This is a genomic window from Bacteroidia bacterium, from assembly GCA_016218155.1.
Taxonomy (GTDB): Bacteria; Bacteroidota; Bacteroidia; order Bacteroidales; family GWA2-32-17; genus GWA2-32-17.
This window is the reverse complement of record JACREQ010000031.1, coordinates 1-24182: the sequence shown is the minus strand read 5'-3', so window position 1 is coordinate 24182 and position 24182 is coordinate 1. Positions and strand designations below refer to the sequence as shown.

Annotated in this window: 21 protein-coding genes; 3 read left to right on the top strand and 18 right to left on the bottom strand. The window is 34.3% G+C overall.

From position 1 onward, the window contains the following. The first annotated feature begins 116 nt into the window (after positions 1-116). The 3 genes from HY951_04490 (at position 117) to HY951_04480 (ending at position 2169) form a co-directional block, all read left to right on the top strand. Positions 117-260, top strand: a complete 144-nt coding sequence (locus HY951_04490) for a hypothetical protein (GenBank protein MBI5539293.1) — start codon at positions 117-119, stop codon at positions 258-260. 103 nt (positions 261-363) lie between these two features. Next, entirely contained in the window at positions 364-1854 is a 1491-nt protein-coding gene (locus HY951_04485) for a radical SAM protein (protein ID MBI5539292.1), read from the top strand. 126 nt (positions 1855-1980) lie between these two features. Continuing rightward, a complete protein-coding gene (locus tag HY951_04480) occupies positions 1981-2169 on the top strand; it encodes a hypothetical protein (GenBank protein MBI5539291.1) in 189 nt (62 codons plus the stop codon). A 114-nt stretch (positions 2170-2283) separates the two neighbouring features. Here the strand turns inward: HY951_04480 and HY951_04475 are convergent, their stop codons facing one another. From HY951_04475 to HY951_04390, 18 genes are all read right to left on the bottom strand, one after another. After that, positions 2284-3051 carry a 3'-5' exonuclease gene (locus HY951_04475; protein ID MBI5539290.1) on the bottom strand — a complete coding sequence of 256 codons (768 nt, stop codon included), beginning with the start codon at positions 3049-3051 and terminating at the stop codon, positions 2284-2286. A 161-nt stretch (positions 3052-3212) separates the two neighbouring features. After that, positions 3213-4343 (bottom strand): DNA polymerase III subunit beta, encoded by a 1131-nt coding sequence (dnaN, locus tag HY951_04470; protein MBI5539289.1) that lies wholly within the window; start codon positions 4341-4343, stop codon positions 3213-3215. Positions 4344-4553: 210 nt separating this feature from the next. Then, positions 4554-5561, bottom strand: a complete 1008-nt coding sequence (locus HY951_04465; protein MBI5539288.1) for a hypothetical protein — start codon at positions 5559-5561, stop codon at positions 4554-4556. A gap of 8 nt (positions 5562-5569) precedes the next feature. After that, a complete protein-coding gene (gldG, locus tag HY951_04460; protein ID MBI5539287.1) occupies positions 5570-7270 on the bottom strand; it encodes a gliding motility-associated ABC transporter substrate-binding protein GldG in 1701 nt (566 codons plus the stop codon). Between the two features lie 18 nt (positions 7271-7288). Further along, positions 7289-8020: a gliding motility-associated ABC transporter permease subunit GldF gene (gene gldF / locus HY951_04455; GenBank protein MBI5539286.1), complete on the bottom strand. Its 732-nt coding sequence runs from the start codon at positions 8018-8020 to the stop codon at positions 7289-7291. Positions 8021-8251: 231 nt separating this feature from the next. Further along, on the bottom strand, positions 8252-9427 hold the full coding sequence (locus HY951_04450; GenBank protein ID MBI5539285.1) for a SpoIID/LytB domain-containing protein: 1176 nt from the start codon (positions 9425-9427) through the stop codon (positions 8252-8254). Positions 9428-9475: 48 nt separating this feature from the next. After that, on the bottom strand, positions 9476-10597 hold the full coding sequence (gene lpxB / locus HY951_04445; protein MBI5539284.1) for a lipid-A-disaccharide synthase: 1122 nt from the start codon (positions 10595-10597) through the stop codon (positions 9476-9478). Between the two features lie 119 nt (positions 10598-10716). Then, entirely contained in the window at positions 10717-10905 is a 189-nt protein-coding gene (locus HY951_04440) for a hypothetical protein (protein MBI5539283.1), read from the bottom strand. Positions 10906-10990: 85 nt separating this feature from the next. After that, a complete protein-coding gene (gene surE / locus HY951_04435) occupies positions 10991-11812 on the bottom strand; it encodes a 5'/3'-nucleotidase SurE (GenBank protein ID MBI5539282.1) in 822 nt (273 codons plus the stop codon). Between the two features lie 136 nt (positions 11813-11948). Beyond that, the gene (locus tag HY951_04430) at positions 11949-13916 is read right to left on the bottom strand and encodes a DUF3857 domain-containing protein (GenBank protein ID MBI5539281.1); all 1968 of its coding nucleotides are present in this window, start codon (positions 13914-13916) and stop codon (positions 11949-11951) included. Positions 13917-13938: 22 nt separating this feature from the next. After that, positions 13939-15804, bottom strand: a complete 1866-nt coding sequence (locus HY951_04425) for a DUF3857 domain-containing protein (protein MBI5539280.1) — start codon at positions 15802-15804, stop codon at positions 13939-13941. A 189-nt stretch (positions 15805-15993) separates the two neighbouring features. Further along, positions 15994-16893, bottom strand: a complete 900-nt coding sequence (locus HY951_04420) for a prohibitin family protein (protein ID MBI5539279.1) — start codon at positions 16891-16893, stop codon at positions 15994-15996. A 318-nt stretch (positions 16894-17211) separates the two neighbouring features. Further along, a complete protein-coding gene (locus HY951_04415; GenBank protein ID MBI5539278.1) occupies positions 17212-17442 on the bottom strand; it encodes a hypothetical protein in 231 nt (76 codons plus the stop codon). 132 nt (positions 17443-17574) lie between these two features. After that, complete coding sequence (locus HY951_04410) at positions 17575-18009, bottom strand: hypothetical protein (GenBank protein MBI5539277.1); 435 nt, start codon at positions 18007-18009, stop codon at positions 17575-17577. 224 nt (positions 18010-18233) lie between these two features. Beyond that, positions 18234-19001: a Fic family protein gene (locus HY951_04405; protein ID MBI5539276.1), complete on the bottom strand. Its 768-nt coding sequence runs from the start codon at positions 18999-19001 to the stop codon at positions 18234-18236. 213 nt (positions 19002-19214) lie between these two features. Beyond that, positions 19215-19955, bottom strand: a complete 741-nt coding sequence (locus HY951_04400; protein ID MBI5539275.1) for a hypothetical protein — start codon at positions 19953-19955, stop codon at positions 19215-19217. Positions 19956-20632: 677 nt separating this feature from the next. After that, positions 20633-21520, bottom strand: a complete 888-nt coding sequence (locus HY951_04395; protein ID MBI5539274.1) for a tail fiber domain-containing protein — start codon at positions 21518-21520, stop codon at positions 20633-20635. Positions 21521-21561: 41 nt separating this feature from the next. Further along, positions 21562-23139: a hypothetical protein gene (locus HY951_04390; protein ID MBI5539273.1), complete on the bottom strand. Its 1578-nt coding sequence runs from the start codon at positions 23137-23139 to the stop codon at positions 21562-21564. Positions 23140-24182: the final 1043 nt, after the last annotated feature.

Genomic DNA, 24182 nt, shown 5'->3' with positions numbered 1-24182 from the left:
AAATAGTAATAGAGAAAGGTTACTGTAAAATTAATTAAATAACGTTCAACCAGAAAAAACTTCAAGATTTTGTAAGCGAAGACTTGAACTTAACACAATTAATGAACGCTAAAGAAATGAGCGAAACTAAAGGTGGTGATTGTAGTGATGGTTTGTATTGGGGCGGTGATTGCACATGGGTGAATGCACCCTTGGTAAAATCGCCTTTGAAGAACAGCAATCTGCCAACTAATCCAAATTGTGTGTTGTTATTAAAATAGTCCCATTCTTTGAGTTGAATGGGATCATTTTATTGTCTTTGTCGAATCGGTTTTGATATTATATCGTTTTTAAATTTCATTATTTATAAAAATAAATCCACTTATGATAAACGAGGATCTATATGTTCTAAATCCAGACTATAACTTCAAAAATGATATAAAAAGAAGTATAATCATTGCAAATTCAGATGCTCAGTGCGAACAAACCAATACAGAATGGGTATCCGTTATTCATCCCGTTCAAGCAATGATTCTTTCATTTTTTTCTAAACCCATTAGTATTGACAAAGCGGTTGAAAATTTGAGTGAATTTTTGAGTTTAAGTAAAGAAGAAACTCTCAATATAATTAAACCTTTCATAGAGAACAAGGAGGCCATTTTCACAGAATATAACGGGCATAACTTTAAATTTCCAAAACAAATTATTATTAAATACCATGAAAATTTAAAAATCTTATATACATACAAACCCGAAGAATTTGTTTATAAAGAGTTAGATTTTGATTCGGCAAGATTAATCCAGAGCCCTTCCATAATAACTATTATGGTGACTAATCGTTGCGTAACAAATTGTATATACTGCTATGCTGATAAAAGCCAAGAGGTAACCTGTACAATTCCTTTTGAACGAATAAAGGAATTAATTAAAGAAGCCAAAGATTTAAAAATCAAAAATGTTCAGATCGGTGGAGGTGAATTCTTCTTGTATAAAGAATGGTATGAATTATTATGCGAATTATATAAGTATGGATTTTATAAAAATTTTATTTCAACAAAAGTACCCATAAGTGAAAAAGATATAATTAAACTTAAACAATTCCCTTCTCTTACCTACCAATTCTCCTTTGATTCTCTCTCAAAACAAAAAATAAATAAAATTCTGGATGTGCCAGAGAGTTATGTTGAAAAGATGAAGCACACTTTGGAACTGATGGACAAGCATGGCCTTTCTTACCATGTAATAAGCGTACTAACAAACATAAACTCTAACAAAGAGGAGTTAACCGAAATGCATAGCTATTTATCAACGCTAAAAAACATAAAAGAATGGCAAGCACGTATCGCCTATAGATCATTATATAGTTCTACAGAATTTGAAAGTATTAAACTTCAGGAGCGTGAGCGTAAAGAGGTATTTGCTCATTTAGAAGAATTGAATAATCGCAAAACTCTTAAAGTCAACATTGATAAATCTTATTTGGAACGAGGATTTTTCAGCGCTGAAAAAGGAAGCATATCTTTTCCAGGAGCATCATGCTCTGCCAATCGATCACACATCTATATTCTTCCAGATGGTGATGTTACTATTTGTGAACAAATGTATTGGAAAAAAAGGTTTACAATTGGAAATATCCTTGAAAATTCGATTGAAGAGATATGGAATTCTCCAGCCGCCTTAAAATGGGTTAATTTCAAAAAGGAAGATTTCAGAGATGAAAGTGCTTGTAAAAATTGTGAGTTACTTGATGAATGCTACAATAAATATCCAAATAAATGTTGGGCGGATGTCTTAAAAGTGTATGGCGACGAAAATTGGGATTATCCCGATCCTCGCTGCAAAAAAGCACCAGCATTTATTAATCCAATAATTTAATACCTACTCAAAAAGTTAACATCAATCAATATTTCTATACCCTAAGGCTCTCCTGCGCCTCAAATCAGGAAAACCCAACCAGTAATGGGGAAAGGTTACTGTAAAATAAACCTAATATGATTTTTTATGAAAAAACTTCATGATTTTACAAACGAAAAATTGAATGTAATCCAGTTAATGGATGCTAAAGAAATGATTGAAATTAAAGGTGGTGAATGTACAGTTTGCGATTGTCTTGGTGGCACATGTGTAGTTGGTACTACTATAGGCAATACATGTATTGGCAAGGAAGATTTTCACGAAAACACAGATTAGTTTAACTGTAATTGTAAATTTAAAAACAATACCATCCACCTAAATGAATGGTATTGTTTATAAATTTATAACGGACAAGTTTTAACTTTTTTAATATTTCTTCTCTGGGAATAACTACTTCTGCTTCATCTTCAAATAGATATTGGTGAGTACCTTCTTTGTATAAAGGGGGAACTCGCCATTCATCATCCATCCGTAATAGCTGGGTTCTTTCTCTAGCACTTCAACTACCGATTTGCCTTTATGCTTTCCAAAGTTGAAAACCTCAACTCCTTTTTCGTCAAGTATTATTCGTCCTAAAAAATCAACGTTTTTTGTTTGAGCACTAAATTCGGCAAGAAAATCAACATCATTTTTAATATCTGTATACTTATCGAGTTGCGCTTGAAGCACTTCATAGGTAGCATAGGAATCAGCACCTGCGCTATGCGCATTTTCTATTTCCTTATCGCAGTAAAACTTAAGCGCAGCACCTAGAGTCCTCTTTTCCATCTTATGAAAGATGGTTTGAACATCAATAAATTTACGTTTTCTAAGATCTAAATCAACTCCAGCACGAAGAAATTCTTCTGCAAGTAATGGGAAGTCAAATTTGTTTGAGTTAAAACCAGCAAAATCGCATCCTTCGATAAAATTAGCCAATGATTTTGCCACCTCCTTAAACAAAGGCTCATTTTTCACATCCTCATCAGTAATACCATGAATAGCAGTCGTTTCAGGCGGAATTGGCACTCCAGGGTTTACCCTTTTAATTTTTAGTTCTTCTCTCCCATCAATATGAATCTTAAGAACAGCAATTTCAACAATTCTATCTTTTATTACATCAATACCTGTTGTTTCGAGGTCAACAAAAACGAGTGGATTTTTAATATTAAGTTTCATTGATGGACAGTTTACAGTTTGTTACAATTTATAAAGATAAAAGGCTGTTTCAAAACCCAAATATTATTGATTATCAGTAAAACGAAGAATACTTACAGTTCCTTCGCTCAGACAATACGATATTAGTTTTGAAACAGCCTTAAAATATGTTTGTTAAAAAATTAAGCGCTAATCATCATTGGCATTAAGAGCATCAAGATGTCCTCATCTGCATTCTCATTAACCAATGGGAATATTAAGCCAGCCCTTGAAGGATCTGATAGCGAAAGAACTACATCAGATGTAGAAATATTTGCTAAAATCTCAATAAGGAAAACAGATTTAAACCCGATTTCCATCTCATCACCTTCATACTGGCATTTAAGCCTTTCGTATGCTGATATAGAGAAGTCAAGATCCTGTGCCGAAACCGTAAGCTGATTACCGCCAAGGCTTAGTTTAATGAGATTACTTGCCTGATTTGCATAAACAGCAACCCTACGAAGTCCGTTGTATAACTCAACCCTATCAATTGAAAGTTTATTTGGGTTATCAGCAGGTATAACCGAGTTGTAGTTTGGATATGAACCTTCTACTAAGCGGCAAACTAATGTATAGTTCGACATGGTAAATAGAGCATTCTTATCATCAAATTCTAAGATAATTGCACCTGATTCTTTTCCAAGAATATTCTTTAGTAATGCTGCTGGTTTCTTTGGAAGGATAAATGATGCCTCAGATTCTGATTGAACATCTTTACGTTTATATCTAACCAGCTTATGAGCATCAGAAGCTACAAAAGAAAGGCTATTAGGAGCTAACTCCATAAGAATACCATTCATTACAGGGCGTAATTCATCATCAGCGGTTGCAAAAATGGTTTTTGATATTCCACTTAAAAGAAGATCCGCAGCTACTTTAACTGTAACCTTACGATCTGGTTTAAGTTCAGCACGTACGGGGAAGTCCTCAGCAGGTTGTCCAACAATATTAAATTGTCCATTCTCAGAGTTAACAACAACAGCAAGGTTTGTGTGATTAATATCAAAAGTTAAAGGTTGCTCGGAGAATTCCTTAAGAGTATCAACAAGAATACGGAAAGGAATAGCAATGGAGCCATCTTCCATAACATTTTCGAGATGTAACCGAGTGGATAGGGTGGTTTCCAGATCCGATGCGGTTATCTCAAGCTCATTCCCCTCGAGCTTGAAAAGAAAATTATCGAGGATAGGCAGGGTGTTTTTATTGCTAATTACCCTACTAACAATGCTAAGATGACTTAACAGTTCGGTACTTGAAACTACAAATTTCATCTGATATTCGTTTTAATGATTATGTAAAGTCTAAATATATTTTAAGCTATCGATTTTTCAAATATTCAACATAAAAATAAAGGGCAGATGCAGATTCTAATCTATTCAAGGTTGATATTTACAATCCTCATCATTGATAATCAAAGGAATTACCTTTGAGAATTCACGAGTCAATAATACAAATTTTTAAGCACAAGGGCAAAGGTATATCTAGTTTTTCAATCTAAATGACGATAAGTCCTTAAGTACAGGGTCAAATGCCACATAATTAGCAATGGCTATGATTGCATCATTGTTAAAAGAAATATACAATCGGTTAAGATCGAACTTAACTGTTCGTCCAAATTCATCCCTATACTCGTCAACCGGGATTGGATACGTTTTTAGAACAAGTTTGTTTCTGTTTGTAAGGGTAATTGTAAATATTTGTTCGGGTTGGGATAGAATAATTGCAGCTTTTTCCTCTGCAGAAGATTTATTCAGAAGTCTTTCATAAGATAAATCGCTCAAACCAAAAATAAAGTTGACAACGCGAGAAGTATCGAATCTACTAACATTCTCATCAAAATAAGTGGCTTTTAGGTGAACGCCTTTTTCATCCAATGAAACTGAAAATGATTTTTCGGGGCTATTCGGTATTTCAACATCGATATGCGATATCTGCTTAATATCAGCAATAAACAAACGATTGCTTTTCCAATAATCAGGATCAATTACAAATAGCGATGATAAATCGCCCTTGAAACCGGGTAACTTAAGAGTATATGAGGTTCTATATTTTTTTAGTTTTCCAATAGCACCCAAACCTAATGTTTTTGTTGATAGTACAGAGTATGATTTTACAATCTCATCGTCATTAAATAGTTCAACACTTAAGCCGGTAGATGAAATCAGCTCCGATAAGCTATCGGAAACAGATTTTGGAAGCGGGGATCCAATATCTACTAGCATTAAAACCTTCATCAAAGCCTTTATGGCATCTGTTCTCGTGGAGGTAGTATTATTTAGTAGCCACCCCTTTTCCGTACGGTTTAATGTGACTGTTATTGAATCTTTGCTGAGTACAATTTTATTGATTGTAGATGTATCGGCAATAGAAAAGTTTTTGCTGGCAGGGTTAATTGTTCCCGATTTGTAATGGAAAATAAAGAAATAAAGGGCAATGCAACATAGGATGAATAGCCAAATGTATCTTTTTATAAAAATTTTTGTAATCATTTCTGTTTTTACCGTGTAAACTTTCTCTTTCTAAAATAAAGCCAAATTAAACCACCAAAGATAAGTATTGCAGAAGGAACAACAAGGTTAAACAGCTGCCATACAAACCTCGATTCGGTAATTTTCTGTTTGTCGAGCATACGAAGCTTAAAATCACGGGTTCTAAGATTCATAAGCCCAATATTATCATCAAGATATTTAACCATGTTTATCACTAAATCCTTATTACCAAAGGTTTGCTTAGTGTAACGGTCGTAACCTAGAGGTGAAACATAAGCCCCATCAGGTCTACGTCGAACCTCGTTTCGAATAATATCGGCATCCGAAACAACAATCATCCTAGTAAAAACGCTGGAAGGCTTAAATTCAAAGGGGTGCTCGTGGTTATACTTTGATAAAGGTCGATTCTGAAAAACTGACTCGAATTTTCCCTCTAAAAGAACCGCTACAGATATGTTTGAGCGATTAAACTCCCGTTCATTAAGTTTTCTGCTCACCTCCGCCAAATTAACTAGTAATGGGACATTAAGCGTTCTAGAGTACCTTGAACTTGTAAGTAGAACGGCTTTTTTAACGCTGCTGTTTCCTCCAACGGTATCGATTGGGCTAATAAATTGTGCCCTAATCATATTTAAATTCCTTGTAATTGGGCTATTACCTGACGCAGACATCAATGGGTAATAAACCCAAGGGGATGCAACAAACTTTGAACTCTGCCCTGGCAAAGATGTGTTAACAGGAATTATTGCACATTGTGCATCCTGAATTAATGAAGGATTAAGGCGAAGACCATACCGAAACAATTGATCATCAAGGTTATGTTGATTCATGTACGCCAATGTTGATGCACCTTGCGAAAGGCTATCGATGCTAACAGTAACGGGATCAACAAACCATAGTACTTTTCCCCCTCGCATGATGTACTGATCTATAACCAGTTTATCGGCTTCGGGTATTGGTTGCTGGGGACCAGCAATAATCACTACGTTATAGGGATCGAGAGCCTTGATATCGCCATTAATTTCTACCCTGTAGGTATCATAGTATTCGGATAGTTTTTTATCAATATCGCCAGATTCATACTGATCCAATTCGCCATGACCTAGGATGAAAGCAAGTTTTGGAAGTTTCTCGGTACTCAGCTTAATTATGGCATCAATAAAGTAGAACTCAAAGTTTTGAATGGATAGGTTTATATTCTCATCACCAGAAAGCGCAGGGTTGTTATGGAGAAGATTTACTGGAATTTCCTTGCCCTTAAATGAAATGATCGTGCCAGGATAAAGCATTCTCTGTGTATTCCCACCCTCTTTATCGCGAACCTGAATGTTTGTTGGTTCAAGCCCTTTGTCAATTAAATCTTTAAAAATTGCATCGCGAACCTTTTGGTTTGTGCTCTCAGATGGGTTAATAAACTGGTACTGAATATTCTCTCCACTATAGACTCTAAACTCATCCAACGTTTCCTTTAAAGATTTTTGCATCCGTTTAAAACCAATGGGCATATCCCCATCGAGGTAAACCTTAACGTAAACAACGTCTTTCAAATCTTTTAAGGTACTCTTTGATATCTCCGAAAGGGTGTATCTTTTTTCAGATGTAAGGTCGATTCTCCAGTAAATAAAACTAGATATATAGCTGATAATGATAACTGAAGTAACTGCAATTATGAGTTGAACAATATTTCGATTCTTAACGGATTTCGACATAACCCTATCTGTTAAATATTACCATTTTCTACTTTGAATTCTAACCCGTGTGGCGATAATGAATATGGATGATAAGCATCCAAAGTAGATAACATCTCTAGTATCAATCACCCCACGACTCATTGAGCTGTAATGTTCGTTGATGCCAAGTTGAACTAATAAATATTTGAAATCGGTGAATAGTCCAAGCGAAGCCAGTGAATCGAACCCGCTATAAATAAACAGAGATATAATAATTGCAAGGATAAATGATACTATTTGGTTATCGGTTAGGCTAGATGCAAAAACTCCTATGGCAGCATAGGCCGATGCTAGAAAAAACAGCCCGATAAACGAACCCCATGTTCCGCCAGTATCAATATTACCAATAGGACTTCCTAGGAAGAATATCGATATAAAAAAGATTAGCGAAGGAATGAGGATAAGTAAAACGAGTAGAACCGAGGCAAAATACTTTCCAAGCACCAATTTTAAATCGCTAATGGGTCGGGTTAGGATTAGCTCTATTGTACCGCTCCTATTTTCCTCGGCAAAAGTTTTCATGGTTATAGCGGGAATAAGGAAAAGGAATACCCAAGGTGCTATGACAAAAAGAGTTTCAAGGGTGGAATAACCGCTATCGAGAACGTTTAAAGAGCCAGGGAATACCCACATAATAAGACCATTCACCACTAAAAAGAACGATGCGGCTATGTATCCTGTTAGTGAAGAGAAAAATCCACTTACCTCTTTTTTAAATATTGCGAACATTTCCTTTGGGTTAATTTTGTTATTGTTTGCAATAATAACTAATAAAGAATAAAAAAACCAAATTGTCATTGCCTTTCGGCGAACTCGCAAAATACACTCGGTTCCTGCGAATCGCTAGCTCATGAGCGAAGCGAATAATGCAGGAATCTATTTCTTTTAAGAGATTCCGGGACTTCGCCCGGAATGACAGTAAGTTTCTTTTTTATATTATAGGTATATTTTAAATTATAATTATTGACTATTTTTCTCCGTTTGCACAACGGTTGAGTCCTTATTCTCAATAATCAAATCTATGGATCGGGTTTGATCAACCTCGCTGATATTTACAATCTTTACTTTTTTATAGTAGTAATTGATAATCTTATCGTATTTCCAACCCCTTGATGCCATTTGCATTGCTCCCTCCTGACAAAGGCCAACTCCATGACCATAGCCACGTCCATCAATTCTTATAATATTTTTAACTGATGTTACTGAAAAAAACGCAGAGCGAAGTTTAAAATTGCTCCGAATTTGAATCATTGGTATTTTCTGATTTGCAATAGGATAGTAAACTGGTCGTTCCTTGGGTTTAAAATCGTACTGCTTAATGTCGGTTATTGCTGTAGTATCAACACCTTTTGATTGAAGGAATTTCTTCCATTTCCCAAGAGGAATTTTCACCTCCCAAGTGGCATTTCGTGTGCTCGTACAATATCTATCTTCCACCGATACTAAATATGATTTTGGGGCAAGCCAAACATCCTGTGAATTAGCAGTAAAACCTCCACAATTTGAATGAAATGCAGCGGTGATAAATTGCATGGTAGTATCAACAATTACTAAATCTTTTGTATCTACTGTTGCCTTATAAATATCTTTATCAAAATTCATTTTTCCTTTATAGGCTTGGCAATGCGTTCCATCGCAAAGATTAAATCCTTCGCCTTTATGCTTTTCGAGGTGAGCCAATGCAAAGGTTCGAGCAATTAGCGATTGGGCTTTGTAGAACTCTTCATCTTTATTTGGACCAGATTCCGCCTCAACCACAGATGCAATATACTTTTCGCGGTCAATCATATTGATTACCATAAGCCTATTGAATTCCACATATAGGCTGATATTATCGCTATAGTTCCGAGCAGGAAACGATGGAAGTATGGGTTTAACCCGAATGGCATCGTTTTCGGTTTGCCCAACAATTGAGACTCTTGCCCAAGTTCCTAGGTTTGAATTAGCATCGCGAACGAGAATAGAATCCCCAACCCTACTCAAATAGATTATTTGATCTGTTCTGAGCTGAATCTCCTCCTTTCCTGTTATAAGTTTGTAACTACCTTCTGTTGGTGTTACCAAAACTGTATTTAAGCTTAAATCGTTGAAAAGGCTGATGCTTAATTTCTGTGAATAAAGGCTTGTGCAGAGCAAAAGGCTTAAAGTAACCAATAAAGTTCTATTCATTGCCAAAAATTGAATTTATTGTTTTAAAAGGTTAACCACTCGTGCCCCAACTCGTTCCGAAGAACCCTCACCTCCTAAAATCTGCCTTAACTTGGAGAAATCATCTAACATATCGTCCCTCTGCTTGCAGCCAGGTAGTAGAATTGATGCCTCTTTGTAGAGTCTTGATGGGTTAAGATCGTACTGCTTTAGTTCCTTCACCACTTCGCGATCCATTATTAGGTTAACCAGCGAGATATACTTGACTTTAATTACAATCCATGCAATGAGCATGGAGAAGAACCCTCCCTTGTAGCAAACAACTTCGGGAACATTGAGCAATGCCGATTCCAGTGTGGCAGTGCCAGATGTTACCAGTGCCAAGGTACTATGCCTGAATAGCTGATAGGTTTGCCCAAACACAATTGAAACGGTTTTGCCTTTAAAATATGGTTCATAGACACTTGCCCCAAGTGATGGTGCTCCGGCTATAACGAATTGATAATCGGGAAATCTATCAACCATTTTTAGCATTATGGGCAGGTTGTACTTAATCTCCTGCTTCCGGCTACCCGCAACCAGTGCAATTATAGGTTTATTTGGGAGATTATTCTGTTTAATAAACTCACCAAATACCTGATTCTTATCCAGCTTAAAGGCAATGGCATCAATTGAAGGGTTTCCCTGAAAAATTGGTTCAATTGAATGTTTCCTGAAATAATCTATTTCGAAAGGGAATATGATGAAGAGTTGATCAACATAGTTTTTCAATATTTTAACCCGAGACTCCTTCCACGCCCAAACCTTGGGTGCTATATAATAAAACACTTTGAATCCTGACTCTTTGGCAAATCTTGCAATTCGAAGGTTAAAACCGGGGTAATCAACCAAAATTATAACATCTGGTTTATAAGCAACTATATCCTCCTTGCAAAGACGAAGATTTTTAGAGATTGATTTGAGATTCATCAGCACTTCAACGAATCCCATGAATGCCATTTCACGATAATGTTTTACCAGAGTTCCTCCCTGAGCTACCATTAGGTCACCCCCAAAGAAACGGAATTCTGCATTCGAATCCTGCTTCTTAATTCCGCGCATTAGGTTTGATGCGTGTAAATCGCCAGAGGCTTCACCAGCAACAAGGTAGTATTTCATTCTAAAACCGTTTTGTATAAAAATTTCATTAATAAGTTGTAAACACATGTTAACCCTTTCAGGGTTTTGAACCCTGAAAGGGTTCGCATCGAAATATTTTAGACTTTATAATATCAAATCTATCCAAATATCTTCAATCCAAAAACTACAAGAGCCATAACAATTGTTGCAGCAAGTACCCCTTTGGCAGCACTAAGTTTATTTGTCCAAATAAATATGAAAAAGACTGCAACATTAGGAATAACCGCTAAGCTAAGTATCTGCGAAAAGAATCCTCTTGCTAAAATCATCTCGTAGAACGAAATCAAACTTTTGTATTTAAACCCAAAGAAGTAGATTCCAAAGAAGGCTATTATGGGTACAATCATTCCCAAAACAAAGCCAATCCATTGCCTATCGATTTTTTCCAGCATATTTTTGATCCTGTTTATTAAAATTCCATTGATTTAATCTTTCAATCTCCTTATAATTTGTAAAATCGGTGGTTATTGGCACAATAGATATGTAGCCGTTTGCTAACGCCCATTCATCAGTATCTGTTGCATCGGGTTCGTTATTATGAAAAAAGCCTGTTAGCCAGAAGTAGTCCTGACCACGTGGATCGGTTCGTTTTTCAAACTCTTCCCTCCAAATGCCATTATTCTGCCTACAGATTTTTATCCCTTTAATCCTATCAACTGGTAATACTGGGAAGTTAACGTTTAGGCACGATCTGTTCGATAATCCATTCTCAAGAACAGCTTCAATTATTGGTCTACCATGATGCACGGCGGCAGAGAAATCGGGATTGCTACCGTAATCGAGCAGCGAGAATCCTATTGATGGTACATTGTAAAGGCTACCCTCAATTGTTGCGGCCATTGTTCCTGAGTAGATAATGCTTACCGATGAATTTGAACCGTGGTTAATTCCCGAAAGAATTAAATCGGGTGGGTTTGTGAATAGCTGATTCATTGCCAACTTTACGCAATCAACGGGTGTGCCGTTAACCGAGTAGAACTCAACATCATCAGTCCTTTGGCGTTTCTTTAACCGTAATGGAGTTTTGATGGTAATGGCATGTGACATTCCTGAATTGCCCTCATCGGGGGCAACTGCTATAATTCGCCCAAAAGGTTTTGCCATTTCGATTAAGGCCTCTATCCCCTTTGCACGAAATCCATCATCGTTTGTTACCAGAATTACCGGTTTTCTTGTTTCTATACTATTTCCCATTACATTACGAATTGACGAGCAAAGATATTTAAATCCTATCATGCTGCAATAAAAATAGAATGATAGAGTTCACCTTAAGGTGTTAAAATTTAATATCAGATCGGATTGAAGTTTAATTCTTTTTGATTAGTGCGAATTACTCCTTAACAAGAATCACCTTTTCGTTAAACTTATCGATAATTTTTTTAAAATAAAATTTAAGAACTTGGTATGAGGTTGATGGGTAAACATCCTTTTTAAATTCGTATAAACCAATCAATTTAACCAATTTATCACTCTCATTAATAAATGAATACGAAATTCTTACGATATCATTATCAATTTCTAATGCTTCAGGAGTTGTAAGTACTTTGTACCCTTCAGGAACGCTTATAGATGCAGTAAATTTTCTTTGCTTTCTATAAGTCATATCTATAGGATAAAGCCTTACTATTTGTTTAAGTGGATTATCAGAAATAGAAAAACCATAAAATGGAGATATGATCAATTTATCATCCACTATATCAATGCTGGTATTGGCTTTAAAGCTAGTTATAAACGGTTTTTCTATTTGGGTCAACTGAACCACTTTAATTGAATCTATAAGAGTTTGATTACTCATTATAATTTCTTCTTTCAAATCCGATGAACTCTTATAGTATCTTTTTCTTAGATTTAAAGCATCATACCCAGATGTAAGAATTTTTATGGTGGCAGTAATAGAATCAGCCTCAATCTTAGGTTGTAAATCAATTTCATACTCAGTATTTGAAGTTAATGAACTTGAAAGTTCAAACCATTCAACGTCTTTAGCCTTTTTCATGAATAACCCTTTATCATTTAAACATCTCGGGGGAATCATTCCAAAACTACATAATGGTTCTGTTGCATCAAGCGTAATATGTTTATTATCAATGGTTAAAACTACAATAACATAGTTAAAGAAATGCTGAAAAGGATAATCGTACTTTATCTTCCCATTACTCCTTGTACTTATAATTAATGGACTGACTTCCAAACCAGCGACTTTAAGTATTCCCAGAAGAAACAGATTTATATCAGCACTATTACCAACCTTAGTTTTTAGAAACTCCTTTGTTTTCTGTGAAGAAAATTTGCTCGACCTTCCATTCCAGTTATAATTATATTTAACAAATCTAAATATTTTTTCAGCTTTTTCTTGAGGTGACATTGATACTAGATCCATTGTATCAATAATATTTTTTGCTTGATTCTGACAACTCTTAATATAACCACCAAATGTATCCTCATCAAGAATATCTTTTACCAATTTAGGCCAAGTAGACATTACTTCGGTTTTAACACCACTTAAATCCATATATTCTGAAAGTTGAAAATCAAGTTTAATGATATAATCATCAGATGAAGTGACAAACGTTTCATCATTAAAAGCAGGTACATCTTTCATAATAAAAACATAATCCATATCCTTCCAAGTTAAACCACCAAACCTAGTTTCAAGACCGGGATCAATAAATTGCTTAAATTCACTTAACTTGCTAGTTCCTTGCAATATATACTGGTAAGTATATAATGGTATCATTTTAGTAATGTACTCACTATATATTACCGGGATTTTGGTTTGAAATTCCCACCCTCGAAAGTTAAAGAAGAACGGACTGCTAATCGTATATTTCACCTCAATCACAGATCCTTCCTTAACGTCAGGCATTGCAAACTTTTTATTACTCCAGTTTTTATCGACCTTTTCATTAAAGATATTTTTGACATTTAAAGGGGTACACCGTATTTGTCCATTTTCATAATTATATGTATTCCCTTCAATAGTTAATACTTGTTCTGAGCTATTGTCTTTTTCATAAAAAGGAATTTCAAATTGAGCCCATTTAATTCCTGCTTTACTGAATATTTTAATTTTAATTTTTTTCTCAAACATTAATTCCAAGCGATAATATCTATTTACAAAAAAATAAGATTTTCCAATATCATAAATAACAACAGCCTCAGCATTAACATCTTTACTATATGAATTCATCTGAAGTTCCTCAAAATTATACTTACCAAAATCATGAGTAAAGTTCTGTGATTTCACCATATTAATCATTAATAAAAAAAAGGTAATTGCTAAACTTAGTTTTTTCATTTTCAGAATATTTAAATAAACTTTAATTTGTTATGTTACCTGTAAAAACTATTACTTTTTTGTCAACTTCTTTAACTGACTTTATAAATTCGTAAAATATTTTATATTTCTCAAGGTCATAGGATTGTGGATATATTAATAATTTTTTAACGACATATATTGAATCTCCCATTTTTTTTGTACTTAACTCGCAGCTACCGAATTTGGTAGCAATTCTGACATCTTCAGGAATCTTTTTTAATGTAAATCCTTCAGGAATTTGATATATAGTTGTATCAATATTGTTGATTGGAAAAGGTATCTGAAGATTATGTTTCCTATCCGCAGGTCGTTCAAATGAATATGGAAGGATTGGATTCAAATTGAAGTATACCTCTGATCCTAATGGTTTGAAAAACTTATAAATATTCAATCTAGAATCAAGTCTAATTCCCACTGAATCTCTTTTAAACTTCTTTAACTCCCAGTTCAATAAATCATAACTTTGAAAAGAGACTAATTCTTTTACTATATCATCTTGTTCCTTTTTGCTATAAAAAGTATTTAATTGATTATACTGTTCGTAATTATACCCTCCAAAAGCAAAACTTATTTGACAGTCGCCATTACCAAATTTATTAATAGCTATTTTAATATTTCTGATTACTGAAACTTGGTTATTACCTTCAATTGGAATTTTAATCAATCGACTTCTATTCTCATCAATGAATAAGGCTTTTCGATTTTGAATTGATGAACCAATGTAACCAAAAGGTTCTGTGGCAGATGTATTCTCAATCCAAATAGTATCCTTCTCCAATGGGACAGTAAGTATAATATGATTAAACTGATCAAAAGGTATCTCTTCAATTACTTTTTCTGGCTGAACAGAACTGTTTATTAGTGTAAAGTAACTTTTTATTCCTGCATACTCTAAAAGAGCTTTCATGTAGTTTGTTAAAGCCTTACAATCACCATATTTATTTTCAGCCACATACGATGCTGGATAGGATTTAAACCCTCCAAGTCCAATGGATACATTTATATATCGGGTATGATCCTGAAGGTAGTAGTAAAGTTTTTTTATTTTCTCCTTGGGGTCAGTTATTCCTTTTACAAGTTCATCTATAGTTTTCTTTTCAGATTCTGGTAGACCCAAGAGTCCTCTATTCAAATCCAGAAACCAATTACCATAATCTACCCAATTTCTTGAGCTACCGTTAACACCATAATGATACTCATTGGGAACAATAACTACTTTTGGCTTTATGTCCTCAAAAGGTTCTGAAAATTTCTCATCAGTATTTATTCTATCATACTTAGAAGAGAATACGTAGCTATTGAATTCCTTATTGGTTGAATCTGCCTTTACTAAAGTTGCACCCCTAATATACTTTTTAATAGGACAATTCTTTGGAACAATAATAGATAAACTAGCCTTTAGAGTTGAAACCTTTGAGTAAAAGACTGGAGACCAGTTGGCAATGGTAATAAATTCCTCTTTGGTTATCTTATATGTATAATAGATTCTATAAGGGTAAGAATTATGTTTTAGGCTAAAGGATTTTACATAACTATCTTCATAAAAAGTATAATCTGGAGATTCGCTTCGCTCTTCAATATCACTGCTCTTTAATTTTCGAACTATTTTTCCATTCAAATCTTCTATCCATCCTTCAATATCCGAAACTTTTACCATTTTAGAATATGGAATGGCAAACTTAGAATATTGCTCCCCATTACGATTATTAATTTGAAATACAATTGTATCTTTTAAAATTAATTTACCATTTTTCAGCTCGTACCTCGATGTGTACTTAACAATTTCGCAATCGATTGTTATTGAATATAAGGCGTTTGAAAATATCAGCAATGGAAAAAAGAAAAGGTGAAATAATATCTGTCTCATTAAAATTATTTTTAAGAGATTGAAATTAACAATAATTTCTAGTTTTCCAAAAAAATGACAGATATAAAACAATTTTTCCTTACCGTATAAGGATAATTATAATTTATTAATGATCATGATATAAGAAAGGCAGTAGAAAGCGTTTATGCCTAATCTACTGCCTTATATTTTACAAATTCTTATGTTTTTTTACTTATCCGGATTAAGAATAATTGGCATACTCTTTTTTGTATCCATTATAATTAGCTTAGCATTGGGTGATGTTGCAATTGCTTTTATCATTTCGTACTGTAGCTGTTTATCGCTAAGCCCAGTGCTTAGTATCTTTTGATAATCGGCAATACCTTGTGCCTCCACACGTTTACGTTCTGCCTCCTGTTTCTCCTTTTGAAGAACGAAGGTCATTTTTTGTGCATCCTGCTCAGCATTTATCTTCGATTCAATGGTTGTTTTTACCGATTCGGGAAGAGTAAGATTTCGAACTAGCAGCTGCTCAAGGAACAAACCTCTTTCCTTAAAATCTTTATCGATAGTACTAAATATTCTTGCCTGAAACTCATCCCTTTTGGTTGAATATAAGGAAATTGCATCGTAATATACGGCATTATCCCTAATTTTTGTTCTACAAATAGGGCGAACTATTGTGTTCTTATAATCTGGCCCTATTTCCCTCAAAATTCTTGGAGCCTCAGCCGCAACAACCCGATACAAAACGGTGAGATCTACTACTACTTCAAGCCCATCGGCTGATAAAACACGAATTGCATCATCGCCAGTTTGGTCGCCCTCATCGTGTTTTCCTGCCATAGTATAGTTCTGAGTTTTGATATTGAATGGAACAACTTCAACCAAAGGGTTAATAAAATTCAAACCGCTTTCGAGGGTGGTGTTATTAACCTTCCCGAATAGCTTTTGAACTCCTACTTCCCCTGGCTCAATTTGAACAAGCGAGGCGACAAGCAAGCCAATAACCAGCACTGCAATTCCAACAATTTTTACAACGGAGCTGTAAACTCGAACTTGAGGATCGCCCTTTGCAAGGGCAAATCCTATAACGATTACAATTATCCCAATTACTATTAGGTACATGGTTTCTGTTTTTAGTGGTTAAATAATATGTAAAGGTACTTAAAGAAAGAGGGCTTTGTGTTAATATGCTCTAAAAAGATAATTTTGAAGGAATTTGATGAATAATTCCAAATCTTTATATATCGCAAAATGCGATACTGGGTTCTACGAGTTGTTTTATGTTTACAGGATGGTTCCGCCAGGGACTTTATCTCGGCAAAGGGTAATACGATGGTTTTCAGGTATCCCGCCAGGGATGATATCGAGGGTTCTTATGTTTTTCTTCTGCTAAATTAACATCAGTTCGATGTAAGAAACAATGTATTGACTGTAGACGATTTATGCTATTTCAATACCTTCTTTGCTTATCTTTTTTATAAAGTCGTCACCTTCTTTATAGTATTTAGTTGGGTATGGATGTGTTTCAATTATTGGATATTTAATATTTATTCTGGAATACAATTTTAGATTCTCAAACACATTGTCGCCAAACTGGTCTGAAATAAGCAATAAATCAATATCCGGCCATTCATGGGCTTTGTTCTTTGCAGTTAAACTAAACAAAAGCATCTAATAAGAAGTCAAGCCATTCAGTATTTATTGCAATTTCTCTAGTAACCATAACCTTAATTCATTGGTTGTTTCAAGCATCGATTTCCATCAACCCAAATAAATTTAAACCACGTATTATGCATTGGCTTATTATTCGTCAACATTCTCAATCCTTTCGATACTTCTTCTTACCAAATCTCTTAACCACTGATTCTTGAAATCAAACCATTTCTGTCGATATTCACCAGAATAATCTATCACATTCTTAAAATTTCTAAACGGTTTTCGTTTATTCAAAACTTCATAAAGTCTTTCCTTTAGCCTATTCGAGTCATCAAGGGTTTCAGCAAAGTCTTCCATGATTCGAAAGGAATTGTATGATTCTAGCGGTTCAATTTCAAAGTAGTCAAGGTGGTTATTCTCAATTTCTTCATTCTCTTCAATCCAGCCTTCCATATCCATGTCTGGATTTTTAATCGTATCAGGGATAAAGATTAATTCCCTTGTTTGTTTATGAATAAAACATCTAAATCCACAGTCCAACTGACCAGCAATTTCTCTTATTTGGTCTTCGGTCAAAATCATCGCTTTATGTAAAATGGTTTCTTAGCTAATTTATAACTTAACAGGGTCTTACCCCCATTCCCCTAACAAAACTACAAAAAAACATGAATGCCCAAAATTGGATTACTCCTAATAAAAAGAACCGAGACAAGTTTTGCGAGTTTGCTGAAAGTAATGTATGATGGGTGGGAGGTTTCTTGCTTGGAACTGCATGCAGCAAAAAGCCTATTTATTGGCAACGTGCTTTACTTGTTTTCTATTGACTTAGTAAGCATTAATAGGAACGGAATACACTTATCATAATTCAATGTATAACAATTCACACCCAAATTGATATTGTTATAATATTCCATTTGATGCTCCCTGTAATACTTTTCAGAAGATAATTTCCAAAAATCTTTCCCTAATCTCTGTGCAAGAAACCATTTTTCTAGCAACCTAGCGGCACGACCATTACCATCTCTAAATGGATGAATATGGGCAAACTTAAGATGAATCATTGAAGCGAAGTAAAACACCTTAGTTTTTGATAAATCCACTTTTATTAAGATGTCTAAATCGTTGAAGAATTCGGTCATTGCATCTTTAACGTATTCAGGTTCGATTGCTAGGTAAACCAATCCCGATTGCCCGAATACACCTACCTTATCATTGCGATATTTCCCTTGCTTACTTTTAATCACCAATGTTTTAGATAGTATCTTGTGACAATGCAAGAAATTCTTTTCATTCAAATCATTTGATTGTGCAAATTCGTAAGCAGAAATTAAATTCTCAATTTCTTGTATCTCTTTTTGAGGCTTAAACTTCTCCTGTGAGAGTTTGTAATTCATGAAAGAATTCAAGTCAATGCTGTTTCCTTCAATATTCGATGAGTATACCGCTGAAGCCTGTGTCTTGTATCCTAAATCAGTACCCTTTTCGGCGTAATCAAAAGACACTATAAACTTGTCGATTTGATTCCCAACTAAATCATTGTACTGATTAAAATATTTCTCTTCAACAATTCTCATTGTTCGATTTTTATTTCAAAGATAACAATTTTAGTGATGAGCCCCGTTAACTTCGTTAACTCCTTCAGTTTTCGTTCTGTCAGTTACAATATAGATACGCTTCCCTAACCAAGCATACTCCCGATAAAAAGAACTGGGACAAGTTTTGTGATTTTGCTGAAAGCAATCTAGGATGGGAGGGAAAATAACTTACATGAGTCTTTGAAGAGAGTTTTATGGCAGGTTTTTTTGTATGTCATATATTTCACCAGTTTCGTCATCAACAATTATCTTATTAGGTTTTTTATTCTTATTTATTAGAAGTTCTTCATTAAAATGGATTACACCATTACTAAATTCAATATCGCTGAATGAGGAGATTCTTGTTGTATCATATAAGTTATCATGTTGCCAAAAGAAATTCCCATTATTAAGATTTAACTTCCCGATAAACCCAATGGATGCAACATAACACAAACTATCTATAATTATTGGATCTGATAGATTAAAACCACCAATTTGATTCTTCCACTTTGATTTATATGAAGGCTTCTCAAAGCATTCTATAAGGCTTCCACCGGAGTCATGATCTGTATCTGAAAAAAATACGATTAAGTTATTATTATAAGAATAAAAAAATGCTCTTTCAATAATTGCTAAATCTTTACTCAATTGGAACGATTCAACAATAGTATCATTCTTAATAAGATCAATTTTCCCATTATTATATAAAGCATAACTTTCCCTCTCAAATTGAAAATATACGGAATCAGGTAATTCAGAGTTCTTAACTAAAGCAGGCTTCTTAACTTTCCTATCCGAAATAAAAAGTGTTTGAACCTCTTTTGCCATAAAATGTCTCCTTACAATTTTTATTTTTTCAAATGAACTGTCATCATTGTTCAATTTGTTCTTTGTAATTGTATTACAACTTATAACTGTCAAGCAAACAAAAATCATTAATCTAATAATCATAGTTTTGTCATTAAAAGTGCCATAACCTAATAGCATTTACCCTCCATTCCCCTAACAAAATTACCAAAAAACATGAAAGCCCAAAATTGGATTACTCCCAATAAAAAGCACAGAGACAAGTTTTGTGAGTTTGTTGAAAGAAGTCTACGATAAACAAAATATTTATTTTTTGAATTGGTGCAGTCAGAAACCGCTGTTTAGGTAAGATGAAGCCGCAGATTTTGCCTAACAGAGGATAGCATTGCCCCCATTGGGGTCAGATATTTATAGAAACAACCCACACCGCAATAATCCGACTCCGAAGGAGTCGAATAGCAAAGGAAAAGCAAGCCCTATAAACATCCGATCCCTCTGGGATCAAGAAAATTTGATTAATTATCGCATTTTGCGATAGTAGGAATAAATAGTGGATTTGTTTGAAGATAAGAAACGGCGCACAAACTTGGCGAAGGCAATATAGGATAATCGAAATGTTTGTTTTTGATTTGGTGCGGTTAGAAAACGCTGTTTAGGTGAGATGAAGCCGCAGATTTCATCCCGCAGGGGCGTTTAAGAAACAAAAAAAATACTATAGTCGTGACCAATAGCGAAACAATTAACCATAATATTGTATTTAAGAAGAAAAACGAAACCCTGCAAAAGTAGGGTTTCGTTTTTAATATTCATTAGGTTCGACACTATTGGGTTAGTATCATTCTTTTGGTGTCAATTTCTTTGCCATCTACAATTAATGTGTAAAGATACATTCCCGCTTTTAGTTCAGAGCCTTTTATAATTACACTTCCTTGTCCTTTTTGGGCAATTTGTATGCTTTTTATCTGTATACCATTCATATTATAAATGTATAGGGTGGCTTTCTGTGATTTTTTGGACAAATTATATCTAATCTCAGTAATTTGAGTGAACGGATTTGGTGCATTTTGCTCAAGTACTGAAATTACTTCTTGTTCAATATCTTTGGTGCTAGTAGCACTTTTTAAATTGTCTTTTTCAGGATTAAGCCTATCGATTTCTTTTTGAAGGTTTTCTATTGTAGTTTGCTGTTCCTGAATAGCTTTAATTAATACAGGTATAAGCATATTATAGTCAATCATTTTGACATTACCAACTTCGCTGAAAGAAACTGCTTCGGGAACAATTGCTTCAACCTCTTGGGCTACTAGACCAATTTTTTTCAGTTTACTTTTAGTTGATGCATTCGTTTCTTTCTTAAACTCGAAACTAATTGGACGTAAACTTAAAACTTTATGCAGTGCTCCTGGCGATAATGTCTCTATATTCTTCTTAACTGTTGAATCAGAAGTTGTGCTAAACGATTGAGCATACACTTTATTATGACCAATAGAAGAAGAATAATAAAAATTAATAACATCTGTACTTGACCCTATTATACTTTCGGTTAAACTAGGATCGATCATTATTATTTTTCCATAATAACTTGTAACATTTAATGGATATCCTACTGCAGGGGGGCCATTAATGCCTGTATATCCGTTTAATGTTATCTGACTTTGAGCATTGATAAATATTGACATAACCGAAATAAGAAATACTAGTTTTTTCATTGTTTTATTTTTTAATTTAAAAGATTAATTTTCAGAATGTATTAACGCACAATTAATGATGATCCTGGTTGAACTTCAAAGCTTTCATTAATTATAATTTTGGACTCATAATCAAAAGTAACAGTTGAATAATTTGTCACAGATGTATTGTTTACTTCTATTTTACAACCAGTATAAGTATTATTAGTACTTATTGTGCCCGAAACTGAGGTAACTAAGCAAAAAGGATCGTATCCATTAAGAGTAGCTACACCTGAATTTATGGGATCAAGCCAAGTTCTTAAGCAGGTTGCATCGGTGCCACCACCTGTCCACGAAACGCCTAATTTTCCATACCAATCGGAAGTAATACTTGTGCATGAAGCATAACCACCGTGAAGTTGACCAATAATTCTGCCATAAGGATCAAAAAGAGGAGAGCCAGAGGAGCCACCTTCAGTTGTAGTGCCATCGCTCCAGTTAGTTATTCTCCAATGAGATCCATCACCGGGGACAGGGTTCTGAAGGTAGGTAGTTGTAGAAACTCCTAGAGTTGACCAGCTGAGTTTTTTTATATCTGCTGAAGGGTGATGTACTCCATAAACAGTTCCTGCGATATTATTGTCTAAAGTTCTGTTCCATCCTGCAAAAAATGGGTTAAAACTTTCGGGAACAGTATTGTTAAGTTGCAGAAGCCACATGTCGGAAGTAGCATAACGAGCTTTAGTAACCGCCCCACTTAATGAGTTGTAAGCAGGTGAAGAACTTGGTTTTGAACATGTTGCGCTTTGCCAGTTAAACCAAAAAACAACTGAACCTGGAGTGGTGTAGCAATGATTGGCAGAAAGAAAATATGGTGTACCATTGTTACTTGTATTATTAACTAGAGCTCCTGTACAAAACCCATTTCCTCCTGTAACAAGCATTGCAACTGATCGGATTTGCTCCTCTCTTCCAGCACTTTGAGGACAAGCAACATTAACATTGCAAGTGCCAGCATCACCGAATGCTTTTACAAAATCTCCAACTCCTCTATAACCGTGTGTTACCTGAGATAGTACAAGTTCTCCATGAAAATCTACTTTTGCAGGTTCGTAATACTCAATAATGATATTGTCAGTAAATATAAGTGTTGTAGCAAATAATCCATCGGCTTGGTTATTGAAATCAGTAAATGCACCAAGTTGTTGTTTATAATCCCGACTATAAATATATAGTTCAGCTCCTTTGGGTAGTTTATATTGGCCAAATAATAGGTTTATCGATAGAGCTCCTGATGATTTAATCCCAAAACGCCATAACTTACTTCCATCTATGAATTTATCACACACACCCGATTCATAAATATTATAGTTTACATCAATATTATCGCCAAATCGCCAAGGAATATCCTTGTGCTGATCGTTAATTATATCCTCTTTTTTTAGTTTTTCAACATCTACAGCACGCATAGTTCGAAAGGGAACAATATTTGTTTTGCTTTTGTCAATTATTTCAAAACTTCGAGGAACCCTTATTTGACTTATTTGAGCCACAACCAAATTGGCACTGACCATAACTATTAAACAAACAAGGTGAAGTCTTAACAACCTTTTCATAATAGTTTTTAATTCAATTATGTAAATATTTATTTTTCTCATGTTTATTTATTTTTCTCATGTTTATTTATTTTACGAAAAATTTAATTTCAAAATATTTTTCCACAGTTTGAATGAATTATTAGTTTATTGTTTTCATGGTCTTTTCAATTGTTTTTATTTTCATACAATTTTGATATATCCAATCGAACAACTAGTTAGTACGGTGGTGAGAGACCAGTGTATAACAGTGCAGGGAGGCACGAAAGGAAAGAACTAACATTCTCTACTTTTTTGTGAGGGGTTATCATGTTTATTTGTTTCGATTTCATAAAATTTATAAGTTCTAATAAAATACCTTACATCCAAATTAATAGGGTTTTATCCCCATGTTCCATAACAAAATTTACAAAAACATAAACACTACTATTTGGAATGAACCGCATACATGTATGTAATCCTTATATCAAAGTTAAACAAATTTATTTATCATCAAAATAAATTTGCTTTTTTGAACGTGTTAATAGAATGAATATCCAATAATTACCCCACATGACACAGTTCGTTGAATAGACCCACACACTTCATTGAATAGACCCCATTTTCCAAATTGTTTTATCAATTTTTTACATCCCAAAGTCATTTTACTACATAGAAAAGTCACTTTCCTACATTGTTTTGTCACTTTTCTTCCTTCCCCAACGACTTTATTACATTGTTTTATCGATTTTTTACATGGAAAAGTGACTCGACTACATGGAAAAGTCACTTTCCTACATTCCCGAACGACTTTTCTATATCCTTTTACCATTTTTCCATGTTGTTTTATCGACTTCCTACCTAGGAAAGTCACTTAGCTACATAGGAAAATCGCTCTGCTAAGTTGTTGAGTGGCTTGGTAGGGTAATAAAAGGATTTAAGAACAAGGATTAACGATTTTAGATTTCAGAAGTTAAGGGAACAATCAATATCTATAAGCTGAAATGCTTGTGTGTTGCATTCTTTATCTTCTAAAATCATGATTCGTTAATCGATATTCGTAAATCAATAGTAGTTAAATGGTTTGTTAGGGTGATAAAAGGATTTAAGAACAAGGATTAACGATT